The organism is Vibrio tritonius (assembly GCF_001547935.1).
GTDB classification, from domain to species: domain Bacteria; phylum Pseudomonadota; class Gammaproteobacteria; order Enterobacterales; family Vibrionaceae; genus Vibrio; species Vibrio tritonius.
On record NZ_AP014636.1, the window covers coordinates 743,743 to 762,510 of the forward strand.

The 18,768-nt window shown below is 44.7% G+C and carries 16 protein-coding genes; 12 read left to right on the forward strand and 4 right to left on the reverse strand.

The window, feature by feature from the left end; genetic code table 11:
• Window positions 1-2: 2 nt before the first annotated feature.
• Entirely contained in the window at window positions 3-308 is a 306-nt protein-coding gene (locus tag JCM16456_RS23410; RefSeq protein ID WP_082712373.1) for a cysteine-rich CWC family protein, read from the reverse strand.
• Between the two features lie 299 nt (window positions 309-607).
• On the opposite strand from JCM16456_RS23410, the gene JCM16456_RS18565 reads away from it, so the two are divergent.
• The 8 genes from JCM16456_RS18565 to JCM16456_RS18600 all read left to right on the forward strand — a co-directional run bounded on the left by JCM16456_RS18565 (window position 608) and on the right by JCM16456_RS18600 (window position 9,434).
• Window positions 608-877 carry a hypothetical protein gene (locus JCM16456_RS18565; RefSeq protein WP_068717306.1) on the forward strand — a complete coding sequence of 90 codons (270 nt, stop codon included), beginning with the start codon at window positions 608-610 and terminating at the stop codon, window positions 875-877.
• Window positions 878-1,157: 280 nt separating this feature from the next.
• Window positions 1,158-2,804 (forward strand): methyl-accepting chemotaxis protein, encoded by a 1,647-nt coding sequence (locus JCM16456_RS18570; protein WP_068717308.1) that lies wholly within the window; start codon window positions 1,158-1,160, stop codon window positions 2,802-2,804.
• A gap of 263 nt (window positions 2,805-3,067) precedes the next feature.
• The gene (locus JCM16456_RS18575; protein WP_068717310.1) at window positions 3,068-3,844 is read left to right on the forward strand and encodes a class II glutamine amidotransferase; all 777 of its coding nucleotides are present in this window, start codon (window positions 3,068-3,070) and stop codon (window positions 3,842-3,844) included.
• Window positions 3,845-4,211: 367 nt separating this feature from the next.
• Window positions 4,212-5,123, forward strand: a complete 912-nt coding sequence (locus JCM16456_RS18580; protein WP_068717312.1) for a siderophore ABC transporter substrate-binding protein — start codon at window positions 4,212-4,214, stop codon at window positions 5,121-5,123.
• 76 nt (window positions 5,124-5,199) lie between these two features.
• On the forward strand, window positions 5,200-6,138 hold the full coding sequence (vctD, locus tag JCM16456_RS18585) for an iron chelate uptake ABC transporter permease subunit VctD (protein ID WP_068717313.1): 939 nt from the start codon (window positions 5,200-5,202) through the stop codon (window positions 6,136-6,138).
• Window positions 6,128-7,078, forward strand: coding sequence for an iron chelate uptake ABC transporter permease subunit VctG (vctG, locus tag JCM16456_RS18590; RefSeq protein ID WP_068717316.1), 951 nt, complete (start codon window positions 6,128-6,130; stop codon window positions 7,076-7,078). Before vctD ends, vctG begins: the two co-directional genes overlap by 11 nt.
• 2 nt (window positions 7,079-7,080) lie before the next feature.
• Complete coding sequence (vctC, locus tag JCM16456_RS18595) at window positions 7,081-7,839, forward strand: iron chelate ABC transporter ATP-binding protein VctC (protein ID WP_068717318.1); 759 nt, start codon at window positions 7,081-7,083, stop codon at window positions 7,837-7,839.
• Between the two features lie 398 nt (window positions 7,840-8,237).
• Window positions 8,238-9,434: an acetate/propionate family kinase gene (locus tag JCM16456_RS18600; RefSeq protein WP_068717319.1), complete on the forward strand. Its 1,197-nt coding sequence runs from the start codon at window positions 8,238-8,240 to the stop codon at window positions 9,432-9,434.
• A 106-nt stretch (window positions 9,435-9,540) separates the two neighbouring features.
• On the opposite strand, the gene JCM16456_RS18605 is transcribed toward JCM16456_RS18600, so the two are convergent.
• Window positions 9,541-10,227: a DNA-3-methyladenine glycosylase I gene (locus JCM16456_RS18605; RefSeq protein WP_068717322.1), complete on the reverse strand. Its 687-nt coding sequence runs from the start codon at window positions 10,225-10,227 to the stop codon at window positions 9,541-9,543.
• Between the two features lie 277 nt (window positions 10,228-10,504).
• Between JCM16456_RS18605 and JCM16456_RS18610 the strand changes: the two genes are divergently transcribed.
• Window positions 10,505-12,211: a methyl-accepting chemotaxis protein gene (locus JCM16456_RS18610; protein ID WP_068717324.1), complete on the forward strand. Its 1,707-nt coding sequence runs from the start codon at window positions 10,505-10,507 to the stop codon at window positions 12,209-12,211.
• Window positions 12,212-12,399: 188 nt separating this feature from the next.
• On the opposite strand, the gene JCM16456_RS18615 is transcribed toward JCM16456_RS18610, so the two are convergent.
• Window positions 12,400-13,131, reverse strand: coding sequence for an MBL fold metallo-hydrolase (locus JCM16456_RS18615; RefSeq protein WP_068717325.1), 732 nt, complete (start codon window positions 13,129-13,131; stop codon window positions 12,400-12,402).
• Between the two features lie 162 nt (window positions 13,132-13,293).
• On the opposite strand from JCM16456_RS18615, the gene JCM16456_RS18620 reads away from it, so the two are divergent.
• Window positions 13,294-13,785, forward strand: a complete 492-nt coding sequence (locus JCM16456_RS18620; RefSeq protein WP_068717326.1) for a GNAT family N-acetyltransferase — start codon at window positions 13,294-13,296, stop codon at window positions 13,783-13,785.
• A gap of 72 nt (window positions 13,786-13,857) precedes the next feature.
• Here JCM16456_RS18620 and JCM16456_RS18625 read toward each other — a convergent pair whose 3' ends face one another.
• Window positions 13,858-15,294: an MFS transporter gene (locus JCM16456_RS18625; RefSeq protein WP_068717327.1), complete on the reverse strand. Its 1,437-nt coding sequence runs from the start codon at window positions 15,292-15,294 to the stop codon at window positions 13,858-13,860.
• Window positions 15,295-15,407: 113 nt separating this feature from the next.
• Between JCM16456_RS18625 and JCM16456_RS18630 the strand changes: the two genes are divergently transcribed.
• On the forward strand, window positions 15,408-16,268 hold the full coding sequence (locus JCM16456_RS18630; protein ID WP_068717328.1) for a helix-turn-helix transcriptional regulator: 861 nt from the start codon (window positions 15,408-15,410) through the stop codon (window positions 16,266-16,268).
• 252 nt (window positions 16,269-16,520) lie between these two features.
• Window positions 16,521-18,647 carry a methyl-accepting chemotaxis protein gene (locus JCM16456_RS18635; RefSeq protein ID WP_068717329.1) on the forward strand — a complete coding sequence of 709 codons (2,127 nt, stop codon included), beginning with the start codon at window positions 16,521-16,523 and terminating at the stop codon, window positions 18,645-18,647.
• The last annotated feature ends 121 nt before the right edge of the window (window positions 18,648-18,768 follow it).

An 18,768-nucleotide genomic window follows, 5' to 3' on the forward strand; every position in this document is an offset into this window, starting at 1 on the left:
TTTTACGCCAAAGGCTGTTTTTCAAGACAAGCTCGACATAAGCAAAGATCGGTATTGGTTTCTGTTGCCTCGCGCTCTTCCAAAGCGAAGCACCAGCAAGAGGATTTTCCTGCGGCAATATCGCACTGTGCCGGTTGTTGGCATGATGGGCAAAGGTGTGTTGATGTTATCCCAGCTAAGGTATCCATGATGTGATGTCGCGTTTCTTCATCTGCATCACGCCAATTCATGATTTCAGGAATGGTTCGTAGGCATCCAGAACAGATACCACCATTATTTTTACACGCAGCTTTACAAGGCGTTTTCAATTTACAATCTCTTCTTACGTTACTGGTTTAAGCAATCGTCACTATACCGGATGCGCCAAGAAAGGGCGATATTAAAGCAGACTTTGCACTGTCTCTTTCAACATTTCAGCCTACGCCGGACGATTAGAGCTTGAGCATAATCGGCGACGGTTATTTAGTTGCACTTACCATCGTTGCCCTTAACAAGGTGGCTAACACCCGATGTCCTATATGTAATGATAATTGTTTTCACTACCTTGCATTAATAGTAGGGGAACGTTATCATTATGATAATGAGAATTACTATCAATTGGGGCGTTATGTTACCACTTATTATTACAGTGTTGTTCGCCGTAGCACTTGGGTTGAAACTGAAGTTAACTCCTCGTTGGATCGCAGCCGCTGTGGCGATGTTGATTGTGGCTTTTCTTTTTCAGCCCCAAAACGCGTTACCAGCATTAGTTACACTTTTTGTTTTGGCGCCACTGTTCAATTATTTAAAGCATCATTTACGTATTGAAAGGGCTTTTATGGGCAGTATCGCGGCAATTTGCTTAGTTATAACTGTGATGAATGGCTCAATTTTATAAAATAGAATTTATGTTAATTAATTGTTATAGCGCTATGATTTTAATGTTTTTTATGTGGTTAACTAATACTTATTGAGTAAATGAACAGAGGTGAGTGAAATCGATGGTTTTTATTGTAACTAATTAATTTTACGAATTTTTTATTTCATCGACTTTCGCTAATAAAAAGAGATTCTGATCGCAAATAATTTGCATTGTTTGATTGTTGCTATAGCCCTAGGTGCTTATAATCAGAAGCAATAAAAAAACAATAATTATTTGGAACAACAAGGATTTCTGCATGTTCATTAATCATTTGACGCTACGAACTCGACTTATCATTGCAGTTGCGATTCCCTGTATCGCTTCTGTTTGTGTTGCGGTCGCAAGCCTAGTCACCATGTCATCGATGCAATCTCGCGCGCAAGAGCTCTACCTCAACACTGCTGCCCCTATGCGAGCAGTTGCTGAGGCGGCATCTCGTATACCTCGTATGCGAGTGGGTATCGATATGATGTTGCTACAAGAAACTTCACTAAAAGATGCCAAAGGTGTTTTAACGCGTGTTAAAGAAACGCGCACTGAAGATATACCTGAGATGCGTCAAGCAATGGAAAGTGCGGTGGCTGCGCAAGTTGACCCCAAACTTAAGGCGCGAGCCGAGGGGATTCTTAACCAGTTTGAAGACATGGTGCGCGATGAATTAACGCCGATGTTGGCGGCTTTTGAAAACAACGACATCGACACGGCTAAGACGATTTATCGTGATAAATACGCAAAAACCTATGGTGTTATGCGTAAAGCCTCTGCCCAGTTACTCAACGATTTGCTTAGTCAAGCCGGACAGCAAAACAAACGCAGTAACGAAGAATACCTCTCTGGCCGAACTCAGCAGATTATCATTATTGTTATTGGTCTTATCATTTCTATCATCACGTCTTGGGTGATTGTGGCGAACTTACGTCATCGTGTTAATGTTCTTAAAAACACCATGGGTGAAGCGGCGAAAACTCTATCGCTAAGCTCACGAGTTGATTTGGCTGGCAGCGATGAGCTGACAGATATCGGTGCAAGCTTTAACGAATTCATCAAAAAGGTACACAGCTCGATAGATCAAGTTGCTGCCAACTCGAGAGAGTTAGCAACTATGGCATCGGATGTGGCGGATAGAGCGCGTCATACACAGAAAAACTGTACTGCACAGCGCGATCGTACTGTGCAAGTGGCGACTGCGATTCATGAATTGGGCGCAACAGTAAGCGAGATTGCCGGCAATGCTGCACAAGCGGCTGATTTGGCAAAAGAGGCAACGCAACGTTCAGGAGATGGCCGAGATGTGGTGATCTCTGCGCGTGTACAAATAGAAGATCTGTCGAACGACTTGGTTGAAACGAACAGTGTTGTCGATTCGCTAGCGTCTCAAGTGAATGTGATCAGTTCGACCTTAGATACCATTCGTAGCATTTCAGAACAAACCAACTTATTGGCATTGAACGCGGCTATTGAAGCTGCACGCGCTGGTGAGCAAGGTCGTGGTTTTGCTGTTGTTGCCGACGAAGTTCGTACGTTAGCAAGCCGCTCAGCTCAGTCTACTGAAGAGATCCAACAAGTGATTGATAAGTTGCAAGTGGAATCTCAACGTGCGGTAAGTGCAATGGAAAATGGACGTAAACAGAGTCAGCTAGTCGTTGATATGGCGGATAAAGCGGCTGAGTCTCTTGATCTGATTAATAATAATATTAACCAGATCAGTGATCAGAATATCCAAGTAGCGACCGCGACAGAAGAACAGTCGACAGTGGTAGAAGACATCAACCGCAACGTGGAAGATATTAACCAATTAACAACAGAAACAACGGATATTGCGGAACAATTGAATACCGCAAGTGACAGTTTACGTCACGTTTCTGGCGAATTAGACAAACTCGTTGGTAACTTCCGTTTATAAAGCACTGCCCATTTGGGTAAAAAGCTGGGTTTTCATACCCAGCTTTTTTGTGGGCGGAATAGATGTTATTTAGATGGAAATACTGCGGTTGGTGCTATTCTGACTGTCAATCTGGTGACTTATGGTTAAGTGAGGTAAGTCTTTAAATTTAATCCATATTTCCTAAAGTCATATCATATAAATAAATTGCGTGTTTGATATTGCTACTCCTTATTAAACGTGCTTTATTGTCAATAGTTGTCGTTATTTTTGGGAAACTTATCATGTGCCGTTGGCTTGCCTATCAGGGCATTCCTATTTATTTAGATCAGCTCATTTATGAGCCTGAACATTCATTGGTCCATCAGAGCTTGGAAGCACGTAAAGCGGTTACGCGTGTCAATGCCGATGGTTTTGGGTTGGGTTGGTATAATGATGGGCGTGAAACGCCAGGGCAGTTTCATGAGGTATTGCCGGCTTGGAGCGACGATAACTTACGTTCTTTAGCCCATCACATAAAATCACATCGTTTTATGGCGCATGTGCGTTCTTCGACTGGTACACAAGTGTCGCGTTCTAATTGCCATCCATTTATTGATGAGCAGTGGATGTTTTTGCATAACGGTCAAATCGGTGAATTTGAAAAGGTGAAGTGCTTGTTGGAGCGACAACTGCCTGAAGATTTGTACGTTAAGCGGATTGGTACCACCGATAGCGAACTCATCTTTTTGATGATGTTAAAGAACGGGTTACGGGATAACCCACTAAGCGCTATTCAAGCTACGCTCGGTGAAATAGAACAGGCAATGGCAGCTAGGGGTGTGCTAGAGCCTTTTAAGGCGTCGATGTGTATATCCGATGGGCAGTGCTTTTGGGTTGTTCGTTACAGCAGTGATGCCGAGCCACCAACCGTATTCACCAAGTGCTGCGAGCGGGGCATGATTATGGCGTCTGAGCCATTAGAAAATTGCAGTGGCTGGAACTTGGTTGAGCCACAGTCGATTATTCATGTGCAAGGCTGCCAGCTCACTCGTTACCCAATAGAGCTGGGTCGCCCGTGATGAGTCATGGTGAAAGTGAAAAGTTGTGTTTAAACAGGCCAGCCATGCTGGCCTGTTCCATATTTGGAAACTTGGCTTGTTAACCGCAACTATTTCATCCTGATGTAAGATGAAATCCCTCCTGAATGACGTAAAAAATGTGCTGTTACTGCCATTAATGCCTTATTTGTTCAAAGGTTGTTATGTGGTTGTTCCACTTATGGAACGTTGTGGCTGTTTTCCATCCAATTGAATAGTAGAAGCTTATGAATCCTGTTGCGACAGGGCATAGTGGCGGGTATAGTACCCAGACAAATGAGAATAAGTATCAGAATCTATTTTATTTGACTTAGGTAACTATCTGCACCATTTAATCAGGGGAATTTGTATGAAAGTGTCTACTAGTGCTGCCATTTTGGGCTTGCTTGCTTCTTTTTCTAGTTACGGAGCGACGGTTACCGTGTCGCATCAACTGGGCAAAACCACGCTAGAACAGAGTCCGAAACGCGTTGTAGTCATTGGTATTGGCGCACTAGATGCAGTGGATGCTTTTGGAATTAATCCGGTGGCGGTGTCTAAAGTAGGCTACATGCCTGATTTCTTGCAAAAATACAAAGGCGATCAATATGGTGAAGCAGGTTCACTGTTTGAACCTGATTTTGAAGCGATTTATAACCAGCAACCAGATTTGATCATCGTTGGTCCGCGCGCAGCTAAATCTTATGATGAACTCTCAAAAATTGCGCCGACCGTTGTGTTTGGTAACCCAGAAACCACCGACTATTGGAAAAATACGCAAGAGCAATGGCGCAATCTTGGTAAGATTTTCAATATCGAACCGAAAGTCGATGCCGAAATCGCTAAGCTGGATGGTCAATTCAAAGCGATTGCTCAGTACAACAAGGCTCATCATGTGAATGCGATGACGGTATTAACCTCCGGTGGTAACTTAAGCACTTTTGGTGACAAATCTCGCTTCTCTTCTATTTATGAAGACTTTGGCTTTAGCGAAACCGTACCAGTAAAAGCAAATAACCGTCATGGTGATTTGATTTCATACGAGTTTATTCGTGAACATAATCCACAAACCCTGTTTATTATTGACCGCGATAAATTGGTGAACAAAGGGGTAAGTCACACCCACGAAGAGTTTGAAAACGACTTAGTGAAAGCGACTCAAGCCTATAAGCAAAATCGCATGACTTACCTCGACCTTAATGCTTGGTATTTAGGTATCTCAGGGGTAAAAGCCACTGAGCAGATGATTGCAGATATGCAAAAAGTCTCGAAAGTTCAGTAAGTGGAACGACCGGAGCTGAAGTATCTGCTCCGGTTATCTTCATTTCGAATATGGGTTCTGATGTTTTGAGGCTTATGTGAAAAAGTTATTGACGGCACTGATATTGGTGAGTGTCGCTTCTCTCTTTGTTGGGGTTGGGCAGGTTTCTGTTACGAGCCTTTTTGATGCCGATGCAATGGCTTGGCAACTGTTCTTTACCAGTCGTGTTCCGCGGTTGATTGCGATTTTATTAGCTGGTGCAGGGTTAAGTATTGCTGGTCTTATCATGCAGCAATTAAGTCAAAACCGATTTGCTGCTCCTTCCACCTCGGGCACGATTGAATGTGCCATGTTTGGTTACGTTTTAAGCTTAGTGTTTTTTGGCGATGGCAATAATCTCTGGGTTATCTTTGCCACCTCAATGGCTGGCACTTGGGTCTTTGTGCAACTGATTAACCGCATTCAATTTAAAAACGCCATTTTGGTACCGCTTATCGGGATCATTTTTGGTAATGTCATTTCCTCTGCGGCTACTTTCCTGGCGTACAAATACGATGCTGTACAGAACCTCATGGGGTGGGGCGAAGCGAATTTCTCAAATTTGCTTAAAGGGGATTACGAACTGCTGTATATCGCATTGCCGATAGCTCTCTTTAGTTACTTATATGCGGCACGCATCTCAGCGGTCGGTATGGGGAAAGATTTTGCGGTTAACCTTGGCCTTAATTACCAACAAGTGCTGATTATTGGCGTTTCATTAGTTTCGATGACATCAGCCACGGTGGTGATGATCGTCGGGCAGTTGCCGTTTTTAGGGCTAATCGTTCCCAACCTGGTCAGCAGTTTTTGTGGTGATAATTTACGGCGCAATATTCCTATCACTGCCGTATGTGGAGCATTGCTGGTGTTGCTTTGCGACCTTATCGGGCGAGTGATTATCTATCCGTATGAAATGCCTATTTCAATGATCATCAGTATCTTTGGCGGTATTACGTTTGTGATGTTAATTTTGCGAGGGCAGCGTCATGCAGGATAGAAGTAAACTGATTCTGTTAGTGATGGTATCGCTGCTGTTTGCTGCTTTGTTTATTTGTATCGGTTTGAATGCGCACAACTACGCGTATTTTTTATCGCGTAGAGTACCTAAAGTGTTAGCGATGACACTGGCGGGGGTTGCAATTGCCCAATCTTCCATGGCGTTTCAAACCATAACCAATAACAGAATTTTAACGCCAAGTATTATGGGGTTTGATTCCCTTTATATGCTCACGCAAACCTTAGTGGTGGCGATTTTTGGTGGCATGAGTTTTTACTCGGTGAATGCGTACGCCAACTTTTCTATTTCTGTGATTGCTATGCTCAGCTTCTCGCTGTTTTTGTTCTCTTTCTATTTTCGAGGCAAATCGCGCAACTTGATGGTGTTGCTGCTGCTGGGGGTTATTTTGGGCGCGCTGTTTGGCAACATGTCTTCCTTTATTACCATGCTAATGGATCCGAACGACTTTGCGACGCTACAGAGCAACATGTTCGCCAGCTTCAATAATGTGAATATTGATCTGGTGTACATCACCACGCCGTTATTGATAGGGGTCGCGATTGTGCTGTTTCGTATGCATCGAGTGCTTGACGTATTTTGGCTCGATCAAGATAACGCCATCAGCCTTGGGGTAGATGTGCACCGTGAAACTCGTAATGTGCTGCTTTTGAGCGCCGTATTGATTTCAATTTCCACGGCGTTAGTTGGCCCGGTGATGTTCTTTGGCTTATTGGTAACTAACTTAACCCGTGAATGGTTTCATACCTATCGTCATCGTACGCTGCTCATCGCTTGTTCTGCGATGTCGGTATGTGCATTGCTTTCTGGGCAATGGGTGATCGAGAAAGTATTCAATTTCGGTACGACCTTGAGCGTCGTGATCAATTTTATCGGTGGGGCGTATTTCTTATCCTTGCTGATTCGTAACAAAGTGGCTTAATTATGATCAAACTCGATAAACTGACCAAACTGTTCGGCCAAAAGAAAGTCGTTCATCAGGCAAGCGCCGAATTTGAAAAAGGCAAGGTAACCTCCATTATCGGCCCAAACGGGGCTGGGAAGAGTACGTTATTGTCGATGGCGAGCCGTTTGATTAGCCGTGATGAAGGCCAAGTGTGGATTGACAGCAAAGAGCTGGTGGATTGGGATACCAAAGCTTTAGCTAAACGCCTTTCCGTATTGCGCCAAGCGAATAACATCACGATGCGTTTTACCATTCGTGAATTGGTTTGTTTTGGCCGTTTTCCCCATTCACAAGGTAAGCTGACCGCAGAAGATCACAAAGTGGTAGACCAAGCCTTAGAATACCTCGGTATTAAAGGGATTGAGCATCAATATCTGGATGAACTCAGTGGTGGTCAGCGCCAGATGGCTTTTATAGCCATGGTGATGGCGCAAGACACTGATTACATCTTTTTAGATGAGCCGCTGAACAATTTAGACATTAAGCACTCGTTAAAAATTATGGCGACCATTCAGCGTTTGGCTCACGAGCTGCAAAAAGCGGTGGTGATCGTTATTCACGATATTAACTTTGCGTCGTGTTACTCCGACACCATTATCGCGTTAAAGCGCGGTGAAGTGGTAGCCACAGGTCCTGTACATGAAGTGATTGATGAAGCGGTGTTGGCAGATATATACGAAACTCCATTTAAAGTGATTGAACAAGACGGCAAGAGAATGTGTTTGTATTACACCTAATGGTGCATCATGTCACAAAATTGAACATGTGATAAATCCATCCTTGGCGATACACTGTTTTCATAAAAACCATAAAAGGGCTCTATTTGAGCCCTTTTATTTATGTTTTTTATCGATGTTTATTTATGTTCTTTATCGATTTTATAGTTTGAAAAGCCACACAAAACTTCATTATCAATGACGATTTTGTGTGAGTTTTTATGCACTGCGTAGACTATAAATTGAATTATTTCACCCTCAAAAAAATTTGAATACTTGTCGGAGATCAAGAAAAAACTGTTTGTTTTGTAGAAAAAATAAAAACAAAGTTGAAAGATTCAAAAATTATTGAATAATGGTAGACTACAAAACGGAGAAGCACTCGCTTCAAACCATACTCAGAAACAGGATATAGCACCATGTCGAATTCTTATGTGTTGGTCATCAACTCTGGTAGCTCCTCGCTAAAATTTGCAGTCATCGATCCAGAAACCGGTGATGCAGTAGTCAGTGGTCTTGGTGAATGCTTTGGTCTACCAGAAGCTGAAATTAGCTGGAAATACCAAGGTGAGAAAACTGCAGAAGCGATCCCAGCAGGTGGCGACCACCATCAGTATGCGTTTGAACGCATTGTTAAACTTCTTGATACTCTTGGTCTAAGCGAGAAATTCGTTGCTGTTGGTCACCGCGTTGTTGCTGGTGGTGAAGCATTTAAAGGCACAGTTCGCGTAAACGAAGAAGTGGTTGCTGAAATCGAACGTCTAGCTGAGCTTGCTCCACTACACAACAAAGCAAACGCTGATGGTATTCGTGCTGCGATGGAAGTGTTCCCATCTCTACCTCAGTTCGCGATTTTTGATACTGCATTCCACCAAACTATGCCTGCTAAAGCGTTTATGTACGCTCTACCACACGAAATCTACGACGAATACAAAGTTCGCCGTTACGGTGCTCACGGTACTAGCCACTATTTCGTAAGCCGTGAAGCAGCAAAAGCTCTTGGTAAATCAGCGACAGATTGCAATGTAATTACCGTTCACTTGGGTAACGGCGCTTCTATCACTGCAGTGAAAAATGGTGAAAGCGTTGACACATCAATGGGCCTAACTCCTCTTGCGGGCGTGATGATGGGTACTCGTTGTGGTGACTTAGACCCAAGCGTTATCGAATTCCTAATGCGTAAAGGTTGGGATCAAGAAAAAATCTTTACGACATTGAACAAAAAATCTGGTTTCCTTGGTCTGTCTGGTAAAACCAGCGATGCTCGCGGCATTCAAGAAGCGATGGAAGCTGGTGATGAACGTGCGAAATTGGCGTTCGACGTATTTAACTACCGTGTTGCAAAATACATTGCGTCATACATGGTATCTGTAGGTGAAGGTTTAGATGCTATCGTGTTTACTGGTGGTATCGGTGAAAACTCTCTACCAGTACGTCATGAAGTATTGAATTATCTCAAAGTGTTTGGTTTCGTTGAAGATGAAAAAGGCAACGAAGCAGCACGCTTTGGTCAGTCAGGCATCATTGCTAAATCTGAAGTGATGGGTGCTGTAGCGATGGTTATTCCAACTAACGAAGAATTGGTTATTGCTCAAGACTGTGTAAGTTTACTGTAATTGCTCCACAACTCCAGTAAAACCTTAACCCCCTTTTCTCTACCCCGATGGAGATTAGGGGGTTTTTATTTACCCCCTTGCTCAGGTATTTTGGCTATGTAACGTGTTAAGCGTAATTGTCGCCAGTAGAGTAGGCGATGATTTGGCTTATCTCTGCCAACGAGCGACCTGAATCGGCGTGCCATTGTGCGAAAGCATCGTTGGTGGCATATAGCGCGCGTTTACTGGTTTTACCGCCCTCGAGCACTTTAGTGGCTCTTAGATAAGCTTCCACATCTTGCGTAAATAAAAACGTGTCTACCCCTAGCTGACGTAATGCGTATGGCCCGGTGTTACCACCAAGTCGCTGACCATGGTTTTTGAGATGAAGCCAAAGATCAACAATTCGTTCTTTGGGAAACTGCGCGACCCAAGCACCAAACGAACCATGTTCTAAGCGGATATCAAAAATCATCTGTGCGTTGGCGGGAATGGTCATTACTTTCGGCAGATAGCGAATGATACCAGGATTGGCAGCTTTCTCTTCCCACGCTTCATCAGGCTGCATCAACAGTGGCTCAATACGAAATTGAAAAAACAATTCCTCAAAGTTAGGCCATTTATCTCGAACCACTTTCCACTGAATACCGCATTGGAACACTTTCATGGTGAAGGCGGCTAACCAGCGATCATCGGGAATGTTAGCCACTTGCACGGAGCTTAAAGCTGGGTGTAACAGTGCTTCTAAAGACGCTACACCTCCCTTTCGTTCTACTGCCCGTTGATAAATAGAATCAAATTTTTCTACGGTCATACTCTTATCTTTTGATTTTTTTGAGGAAAATGAATCGTTAGTTTAACAAATTTCTACCTCAAAAGGAGTAACTTAACGTATTTACAATCAATTGCTAAATTAGCTGCTAATGTTAATGAAATTGGTGAATGCGATGTGAAAGCAGTTTCGTGATGACGTCGTCGATTTCATTGTAACAGTGTAATGGGGCGATGAGGCTGCAGACTGAGCATCACCGAAAAGGGCAGATATTATCAACTATGCTTTAGCAAGTTGCAGGATTTCTAAGGATTGAGACATGCAATGGTTCAAACAGTTCTCTATCACGCAAAAATTGGTTGGATTAGTGTTGTTATTGCTGGCATTACTGATAGGTGTTGTCGGTTATGCTGTGTTTAAAATGCAGCGAGTGGCAACAGAAATAGAAGTGATTGCCAATGAGAATATCCCATTGGTGAAATTAACCACTGAGATAACCACAAAGCAGTTACAAGGAGCGGTGTTACTTGAGCGAGCCTTGCGCATAAGTGGCATACCTTCTGAAGATGATGCTGCCTTACTTAACGAGTTTGATAAGACCATTCGCGAATCGGCTCTCTATTTTGATGAAAAAGTGGTGGTCGCTAGTGAGCTATTGAGAAAAGCGGTGGAACACGCGTTTACCGATAAGATGCGCGTGCGTTTACAGCAACTGGACAGCGAGCTACAAACGGTGATTGTTCATCACAAAGATTACGAGCGCGCCCTGTTTAATGTGTTAGATGAACTCAAATCCAATAAAGATGTAACTCGGTTAGCGAAGGCCGCCCATGAGGTAGAAGTACAACAAGACAGATTGGATGAGGAACTATCCGCTTTTTTATTTCGTCTTGAAGAAGCAACCGAGCGAGCCGTGGAGATAACTGAGCAAGAAGAGCATGAAGCATTGACCAATATGATCATCATCTCGAGTGCTTCGATTGCGTTTGGACTGATTTTTGGACTATTTTTCAGTCGAACCATCGTGAAAGGGGTCAATAAAGCAGCGTCTGTCGCTGATGAAATGGCCAAAGGTAACTTTGATCAGCACGTTGAAGTGACCTCTAATGATGAGGTCGGCAAACTTCTTAATTCAATGAATATTGTATGTGACTCGCTTAGCCAGTTAGTGGGCGATGTCATGGGCAGAGCCGATAATATCGCAACCACTGTTATAGAGTTATCTGAAGTTGCTGAAGTGAATCGAAAGGCGATGACCACGCAGCAACAAAATACCGAAATGGTTGCCTCTGCCATGACCCAGATGGCGACCACCATTACCGAGGTTGCAACGAATGCAGAAGGGGCTGCTACAACAACCGATAAAGTGGATCACAGTGCCAAACAAGGCTGCGAGACTGTTGAAGAGACACAGGTGTTATCTCTAAAGTTAATAGAGCAAGGCAAACGCTGCCAAGAGATGGTGACTGCGCTGCAAGACAGTACACAAAAGATTCAAAATTTTGTGCAAGTGGTGGATGGCATTTCAGAACAAACTAATTTGTTAGCGCTAAATGCATCAATAGAAGCGGCGCGTGCGGGCGAACAAGGGCGTGGATTTGCTGTAGTTGCCGATGAAGTCCGTGCGTTAGCCTCTCGCAGCCAGCAAGCGACCCATGAGATTGTTGATCTCATCAATATGTTAGTCCAAAACACCCAAACAGCAGCGCAAACCATTGATATGAGTGACTCGGTTATTAACCAAACCTCGTCTCACATTGAAACCGCCAAAATGCAGTTTAATGAGATTGCCTCTGCAATTGGGCTATTGGCGGAAGCCAATATTCAAGTGGCAGCGGCAAGTGAACAACAATCGGTTGCTTCTAATGCCATCAGTCATAGCTTAGAGGGCATTCGCGAATCGGGAGAGCATGTCTTGCACAGTACCCGTGAAACGGCACAAGCGAGTGAAGACTTAGCGATTCAAGCGAACGCACTGCGTGAATTAATGCATAAATTCAAGGTCAATGATCGTTTGGTAATTTAACCGGTTTGTGGCTGTAACGTGTTGTTTTGTAGCGATATTAGCGAATTTTTATTCGCCAAAAAAGGATCGTTTTACATTGTAAATCGATCCTTTTTTTATTGTTTTATTGTCGCCAAAGTTGGCCTTGATAGCACTGAGACTGTGTTTAGTCATCGCTGATATCGCCATGAGGCTGAGTGTCAAACTGGTTAGATTTCCAATACCAAGCCGTCGTCACTAACATGTAGGTGGCTTTCCTTGTCAGCTGCGCGTTGAATCATAGGCCGATACTCATCCCAACAGTGATATAAATACATGCTTTTATTACCCAGAATACGATAAAGCGCTACGGATTGTTGGTAATCACCATGGGACGCATCACTTGGTAGGGCATCGTAACAGGCACACTCTTGAAAAATGATCTCTGCTTTGTGCATGAGCGCGATCGATTGATGCGTAGGCCGGCCATCACCGCTGTAAAATAGACGCTGTTTGCCTGTATCTATCAACAGAGCACGATTGGGTACTTCATGTTGGGTTGCAGCGCTTTCAAGCTGCCAATTTTCATGCTGAAATTGGTCTTCAATGGTGCCCCAAGTGATGGTAAATGACCACGCTTTATCTGGCCAACTGGCGAGGCCAACCAGTTGTTCAAGGCTTGCTTGTTGGGGCTTTTGACAGTATATGGTTAATGGAGCGCTACGTTTAAAGGTATTCCATTGACCGAGCAGGGCAGGTAAGCCTGCGCAGTGATCTGGGTGAATGTGGGTAAAATAGATGACTTTAATTTGGTTAATGTCCAAATTACGTTGCCATAACGCGCGTGGAATCGTGGGGCCACAGTCGATAAGCCAGCATTGGGTTTGGTCACTCACCATGATGGCGGATGTATTTAAGTCGGTACTTAATGCACTGCCACACCCTATCACATCAATTTTCATTTATATGTCCTTAACACCATTACGCTTGCAGTGAAGCATACCCGATTACCATTGGAATGCCTACGATTCACCACAGGGGAGAGTTGGTAGTTCAATACTTGTACTTTTTATATCAAATCAGTAGGATAACTGCTCATTCCTGCTTGCTATGGATAAGGAAACATGGAGCCGGTTACCACTTATTATCTTGAAATGACCAAGATAACTCAGCTAAAAATAAAACCTCGCCCTGAGAATTTGCAGATTAACGAAGTCGAAATCAAAAACTATCGTTTTAACCGATTTCTCTATCAGTTGGTTGGTGAGCCGTGGCAATGGACGGACAAACTCAGTCATACGCCCGAGCAGTGGCAAGCCTATGCTCATGCAGATAATTTGCGAACTTGGGTCGCGTACAGTAAAGGCAGTATCGCAGGATACTTTGAGTTGCAAAAACAGTCGGATAATAGCGTTGAGATCGTTTATTTTGGATTAGCGCCAGATTTTATCGGGCAAGGTTTTGGCGGCTATGTACTGTCGCATGCTTTAGAAGCAGCATGGGCTTGGGGGGAGGTATCTCGAGTTTGGGTTCATACTTGTAGTCTTGATCACCCTTATGCGTTAGCAAACTATCAAGGGCGCGGCATGACCATTTACCGCGAAGAACAAGAGTAGGTATCGCCCCAGCGCGTTATAACATCGCGTTAGTAAAGCGACTGGGGCAGTGTTTAGCAATAGAACCTAGCTTTAACCCTGTGTGGTTTTGCCACGTTGACGCACGATACGCACCGAACAGACGATATGAATCACGGATAGTAACGCGATAAATACAGCAACAACGGCGAGTCCTGCTTGTAATCCACCAATATGCTGCACATCATCTTGTGAAAGATTTTGGATGTAGAATGCAGCGCAGATAGCCGTACCGAGGGCAATCGCGCTTTGTTGTAACGTGGTCATAAAGGCGCTGCCTATGCCAGCAAACTTGGCGGGAATATCGGCAAGCCCGATGCGCAGCGAGCTATTAACCGCAAAGGCGTTACCCACCCCGATAATCAACATTGGTATTAGCAAAGTCCAAGGTGTTAAGTCGTTGATGTGCTGCTTAAAGAGATGAATAAGTAATGCGTAGCCAATTAAGTTCATCAGCGACCCACAGACGATAACGCCGCTAAACTGAACGCGTGCAAACCACTTGGCCAGTTTTCCCGCATACAGTGAGCCGATAAAATAGGCAATACCCAAACCGATAAACGCATTCCCCGAATTCATGGACGATAGGTGAAAACCTGATTGTAGTGTTAGCGCCACCACAAACATATAACCGCCATAAGATGCCACTTGGAGCATTAAACTTACGCAGCCCAATATCACTTTAGGTCGTTTTAGGAGAGACGGCGGCATTAATGGCGCTTGTTGCCTGGCTTCTTTGGTGCCTTCTACTTTCCATAGCCAGAGCATCAATGGAATTGTGGCGATCAGCATACCCCAAATCACTGCGTTCCAACCCCATTCAGGCCCTGCCGAAATAGAGCTCAATAGCAAGGTTACAATCACGGCCAATAATCCAGTACCAAACCAGTCTAGCCCTAAGCTAGTGACTTCTTTTGTCTCTGGAATCCATTTGTTACCGTAGTACAGGATCACTGCGCAGATAGGTAAGTTAATATAGAACACGCTACGCCAACCTAAGCCAAAGAGATCGGCAGAGACTAACCAGCCCCCTAAAATTTGGCCAATGATGAAAGACAAGCCGCCTACTGAGCCATAGATGCCGATCGCTTTGGAGTGGCGTTCACCATGGAGAGTAACGTGAATAGTTGCAAGAATTTGGGGCATCAACATTGCCGCAGCGACACCTTGCAGAACTCGCGCTGCAATCAAAAGGTATATGGTGGGAGCAAGGCCACACACAAAAGACGCGAAAGCGAAGCTGGCAATTCCGAATAAAAAGAGCTTTTTACGGCCATAACGATCGCCTAAGCGGCCGCTCATCGCAAGGCTTACGGCAAAAGCAAGGCCATAAAGCGAGACGATTAATCCGAGTTGCGTTTTGTTGGCATCGAGCGAGACGCTGATCGCATCAAGAGCCACATTGACGATGGAAAAATCCATTTGTGGCATTAATTGACCAGCAACGAGCAAGATAAGCCCAGCGGCAGATAAAGAGTTATTTTTTGACATTGTGACTTCCATTTAAAACACCACAGATTAAAACGAGATGCTATTATGTAACTCAATTTAAAGGTGTACTAGAAACTGCTCAGACACGTACTGGGAGTATCAGGATAGAGTGTATGAAAACAAATGTAATGACGCAAAGTGAGCGACTTGGCGACTTTCTACGCCTCAAACGTAACAGCATTGCGCCTGAAACACTAGGAATGATTAAACCTTATCGTTCGCGTACGCCTGGTTTGCGTCGTGAAGATGTTGCCGAGCTTGCTAATATCAGTACCGTTTGGTATTCGAAACTTGAGCGCGGCAAGGCTGAGCGAGTATCGCACACGGTGATAAGCAACATCGCGAAAGCGCTGCAATGCGACCCAAGTGAAACCCGTTATTTGTTGCAGCTTTCAGGGCATATTGACCTTGCTGAGCGGGAGCTCTTGACCCAGAGCCTTTCACCGGAACTGGAAACAATGCTTGCTGCAGTCAATCCATTGCCGGCACTGCTCACCAACGATTTTCGTGACATTTTGCGTGCCAACGATGCCTTTTGCCAAATGGTCGGTTTTGATGTTAACGCACTCGATATCAAACAGCGTAATACAGTCAGTTTGATGACGAATAATGAACAATGGCGTGAATGGCTTGGTGCAATTGATGATGATGCGCTGATGCAATGCATGCAAAATTCGGCAGCACTTGTGCGCGCAGCGATGGCGTCGCGAGTCTCTGACCGAGAGTGGCAAACGCGTTTAGCTGAGCTTATCAGCAGCAGCGAACTTTTTGCAAAGGTGTGGGAAAGCCATACGGTACGAGCCAAACAAGAGATGGTACGTGAATACCACCATGCGATATTAGGAAGAATTGAGCTACGCCAGCAGTACTGGAGTAACTGCTCCGGTGGGGCAGTTGGGCAGTTGCTAGTTTATATTCCTACCGATCCCAAGTGTGCCCAAAAGATGGGAATCTCCACCCCAAGTCGGGTTTAAATAGACTGTGATTGTTACTAGCGTTAAGCTCCAATGCCTTTTATTGGTGCTTATGTGCACCAATATGGCGCGTTGGTGTTAATTAAGTGCATGAAATGCCTTAGGTTAGTAGTCGATTATGCTCTTATTGGTGTTTAACATAGGAAATGATTTTTTAGAGCAGTAATAAACCAACATGTTGATTGTTTTAGTAATATCTGGAATAGGTATTGCAATACTAGTTGCATAAAAATAAACAGGAACTGAGAAAAAATGCAACTAACGGAACAAGAAATGAGTTGGCTCCCTTGGCTGGGTGCGACCGGTAAGCTCAAGATGTATAAAGCGTGTTATCTTAATCGTGCTCGAGTGCCGATGATAAAGAAAACCTTCACCAACATCGCCCAAACACGCGTTTCATTGCTCACCGATTGGACCAATAATCTTTGGTCGTTTTTAACCGATACCGCTTTATATCTCGATAGTAAATCAAGCAAAGAATTCGATGCGTCGTTAACCAACTTGGTGCAACGAAACAAAGACGTTGCAGAGCTGTTTGTGGTTAACACGCAGGGCAGTGTGATGGGGTCAAGTTTTGCCCGTCATCGTGGCCAAAGACATGAACAATCAGCGGCACTCGCCAAAGGACTCGCAAAACCTTTTTTGCATGGTCCTTATTGCGATGCGTGGACGCTGGAAGTCGGCCCCTCCAGCTCCGAATTTCATGACGAAGTAACCTTAATGTTCTATCAACCTTTTACTTGTCATGAAACAGGGGATTCACTCGCTTTGTGTGCTCGAGTACCTAATGATGTACTGGGGGATTTAATTCAGCGCGAAGCCGGACATATCTATAGTGAATCGGGCGATAACTACCTGTTTATGGTGCAATCTGAAATGGACAAAAGCATCAAGCCGGGAGTGGCACTATCGCGTTCACGATTTGAAGATAACCGCTTTTCCCACGGTGAAAACTTAAAAAGTGGTGTGCATACCCAGTGGGGCACGGTCAAAGTAAAAGCGCATACTGAATTTGAAATTGTCTTTAATGATCCAGCGACTGGCAACTTGCACCCGGGGGTGCGAGAAACCATCAAACAGGGGCATAACCTCTATGTGGAATACCCGGGGTATTCCGATTACCGGCATATCCCGGTGATTGGAAAAGGTGTCACGTTTCAGTTGCCGGGATCGCCTGACCATTGGGGCATGATGTGTGAGGCCGACCTTGAGGAGGTTTACCGCCATCGTTCACTAGGTCAATCCTTAACTCAGAAGTTTGCTTTTACTATGGCATTGGCGCTGCTATTGCCATTTTGCGTTAGCTACGTTTGGCCACTACCGGAATGGCAACTGCTGTTACTTTCGCTGGTGGTGGCGGTACCGAGCATTACTCTGTTTCATTTTCGTACAGCCAAAGCCGTTGCGAACCAGTTGCAAAGTATGACGTCTGTGATGCAGATGTTGGCCGAAGGGGATGGTAACCTCAAAAAACGCCTTAATGTGGACCAACTAAAAGAAGATGAAACCGGTGATTTGGCCCGTTGGACCAATAGTTTTATTGATAATCTCGAACAAGTGATTAGTGACCTTGTTACGGCGAGCGAAGAGGTCAATAACGTTTCTCACTCCATGTTTAAACGCAGTGAACGTTTGCTTTCAACCAGCGATACCACCGCTCATTCAATTCATGACATGCTGAAATTGGCTGGTGAACAAAGCCAAGAGATTGTGCACGCCAACGATACCGCAATGGAAATGAACGAGCTGATGCATGCGACGGCACAAGCCGCGGAACTGGAATACCAACAAGCGGCACAAAGTGCGCAAACCATTAAAGAGATCGTCAAAGTCTCCGCCACGAAAGTGGAAGAGGTGAATCAAGAGATGCAAAAAATCGGCGATATTGTTGAGTTGATTGGTGAGATCACCGCGCAAACCAACTTATTGGCACTCAACGCCGCGATAGAAGCCGCACGCGCTGGCGAACATGGTCGGGGCTTTGCCGTTGTGGCCGATGAAGTGCGTAACCTTGCCAGTAAAACATCGCAGGCGGCTAATAACATTGGTGATTTGATGGATGCGCTCAGCCGCCAATCGGCTTTGGCCGTGGAAGCCATGCAGCAGGGAATCACCAACGTAGAAAGTAACACACGCTTGGTGGACGAACCACATCAAAACGAAGCGCTGCAACACTCTGTCAGCGGACTTTTTTCGTTAATTCAAGAGATTGCCCGCAACACTGAAGAGCACCGCCAAACCGCTGATTCAGCGCAACATACAGTTGTGCAACTGCAAGAAGCTTCAATGCAGCTCTCACGTCGCACCCGCCTGATGCATAACGCTCTCCAACGGTTAGAGCAACTGACCGGACGTTTTGCTGTATCTAAAGCCAGTTAAGCGTCGTACCTGCCTTGCAGCCTAAAGCCTGCAAGGCAGACCTCCCAACACCTTCAGCAAAATTCACTGCTGTGGCACAAATAGTTTATCGACCTCAAACAACCTCATACAAATCAGGGAA

Bases quoted from the DNA above. Each gene is read 5' to 3' on its own strand.
- JCM16456_RS18625 (WP_068717327.1), bottom strand. From the start codon at position 15,294: ATGTCAAAAAATAACTCTTTATCTGCCGCTGGGCTTATCTTGCTCGTT.
- JCM16456_RS18570 (WP_068717308.1), top strand. From the start codon at position 1,158: ATGTTCATTAATCATTTGACGCTACGAACTCGACTTATCATTGCAGTT.
- vctG (WP_068717316.1), top strand. From the start codon at position 6,128: ATGCAGGATAGAAGTAAACTGATTCTGTTAGTGATGGTATCGCTGCTG.
- JCM16456_RS18600 (WP_068717319.1), top strand. From the start codon at position 8,238: ATGTCGAATTCTTATGTGTTGGTCATCAACTCTGGTAGCTCCTCGCTA.
- JCM16456_RS18605 (WP_068717322.1), bottom strand. From the start codon at position 10,227: ATGACCGTAGAAAAATTTGATTCTATTTATCAACGGGCAGTAGAACGA.
- JCM16456_RS18615 (WP_068717325.1), bottom strand. From the start codon at position 13,131: ATGAAAATTGATGTGATAGGGTGTGGCAGTGCATTAAGTACCGACTTA.
- JCM16456_RS18630 (WP_068717328.1), top strand. From the start codon at position 15,408: ATGAAAACAAATGTAATGACGCAAAGTGAGCGACTTGGCGACTTTCTA.
- JCM16456_RS18565 (WP_068717306.1), top strand. From the start codon at position 608: ATGTTACCACTTATTATTACAGTGTTGTTCGCCGTAGCACTTGGGTTG.
- JCM16456_RS18610 (WP_068717324.1), top strand. From the start codon at position 10,505: ATGCAATGGTTCAAACAGTTCTCTATCACGCAAAAATTGGTTGGATTA.
- JCM16456_RS18580 (WP_068717312.1), top strand. From the start codon at position 4,212: ATGAAAGTGTCTACTAGTGCTGCCATTTTGGGCTTGCTTGCTTCTTTT.
- JCM16456_RS18575 (WP_068717310.1), top strand. From the start codon at position 3,068: ATGTGCCGTTGGCTTGCCTATCAGGGCATTCCTATTTATTTAGATCAG.
- vctC (WP_068717318.1), top strand. From the start codon at position 7,081: ATGATCAAACTCGATAAACTGACCAAACTGTTCGGCCAAAAGAAAGTC.
- JCM16456_RS18620 (WP_068717326.1), top strand. From the start codon at position 13,294: ATGGAGCCGGTTACCACTTATTATCTTGAAATGACCAAGATAACTCAG.
- JCM16456_RS18635 (WP_068717329.1), top strand. From the start codon at position 16,521: ATGCAACTAACGGAACAAGAAATGAGTTGGCTCCCTTGGCTGGGTGCG.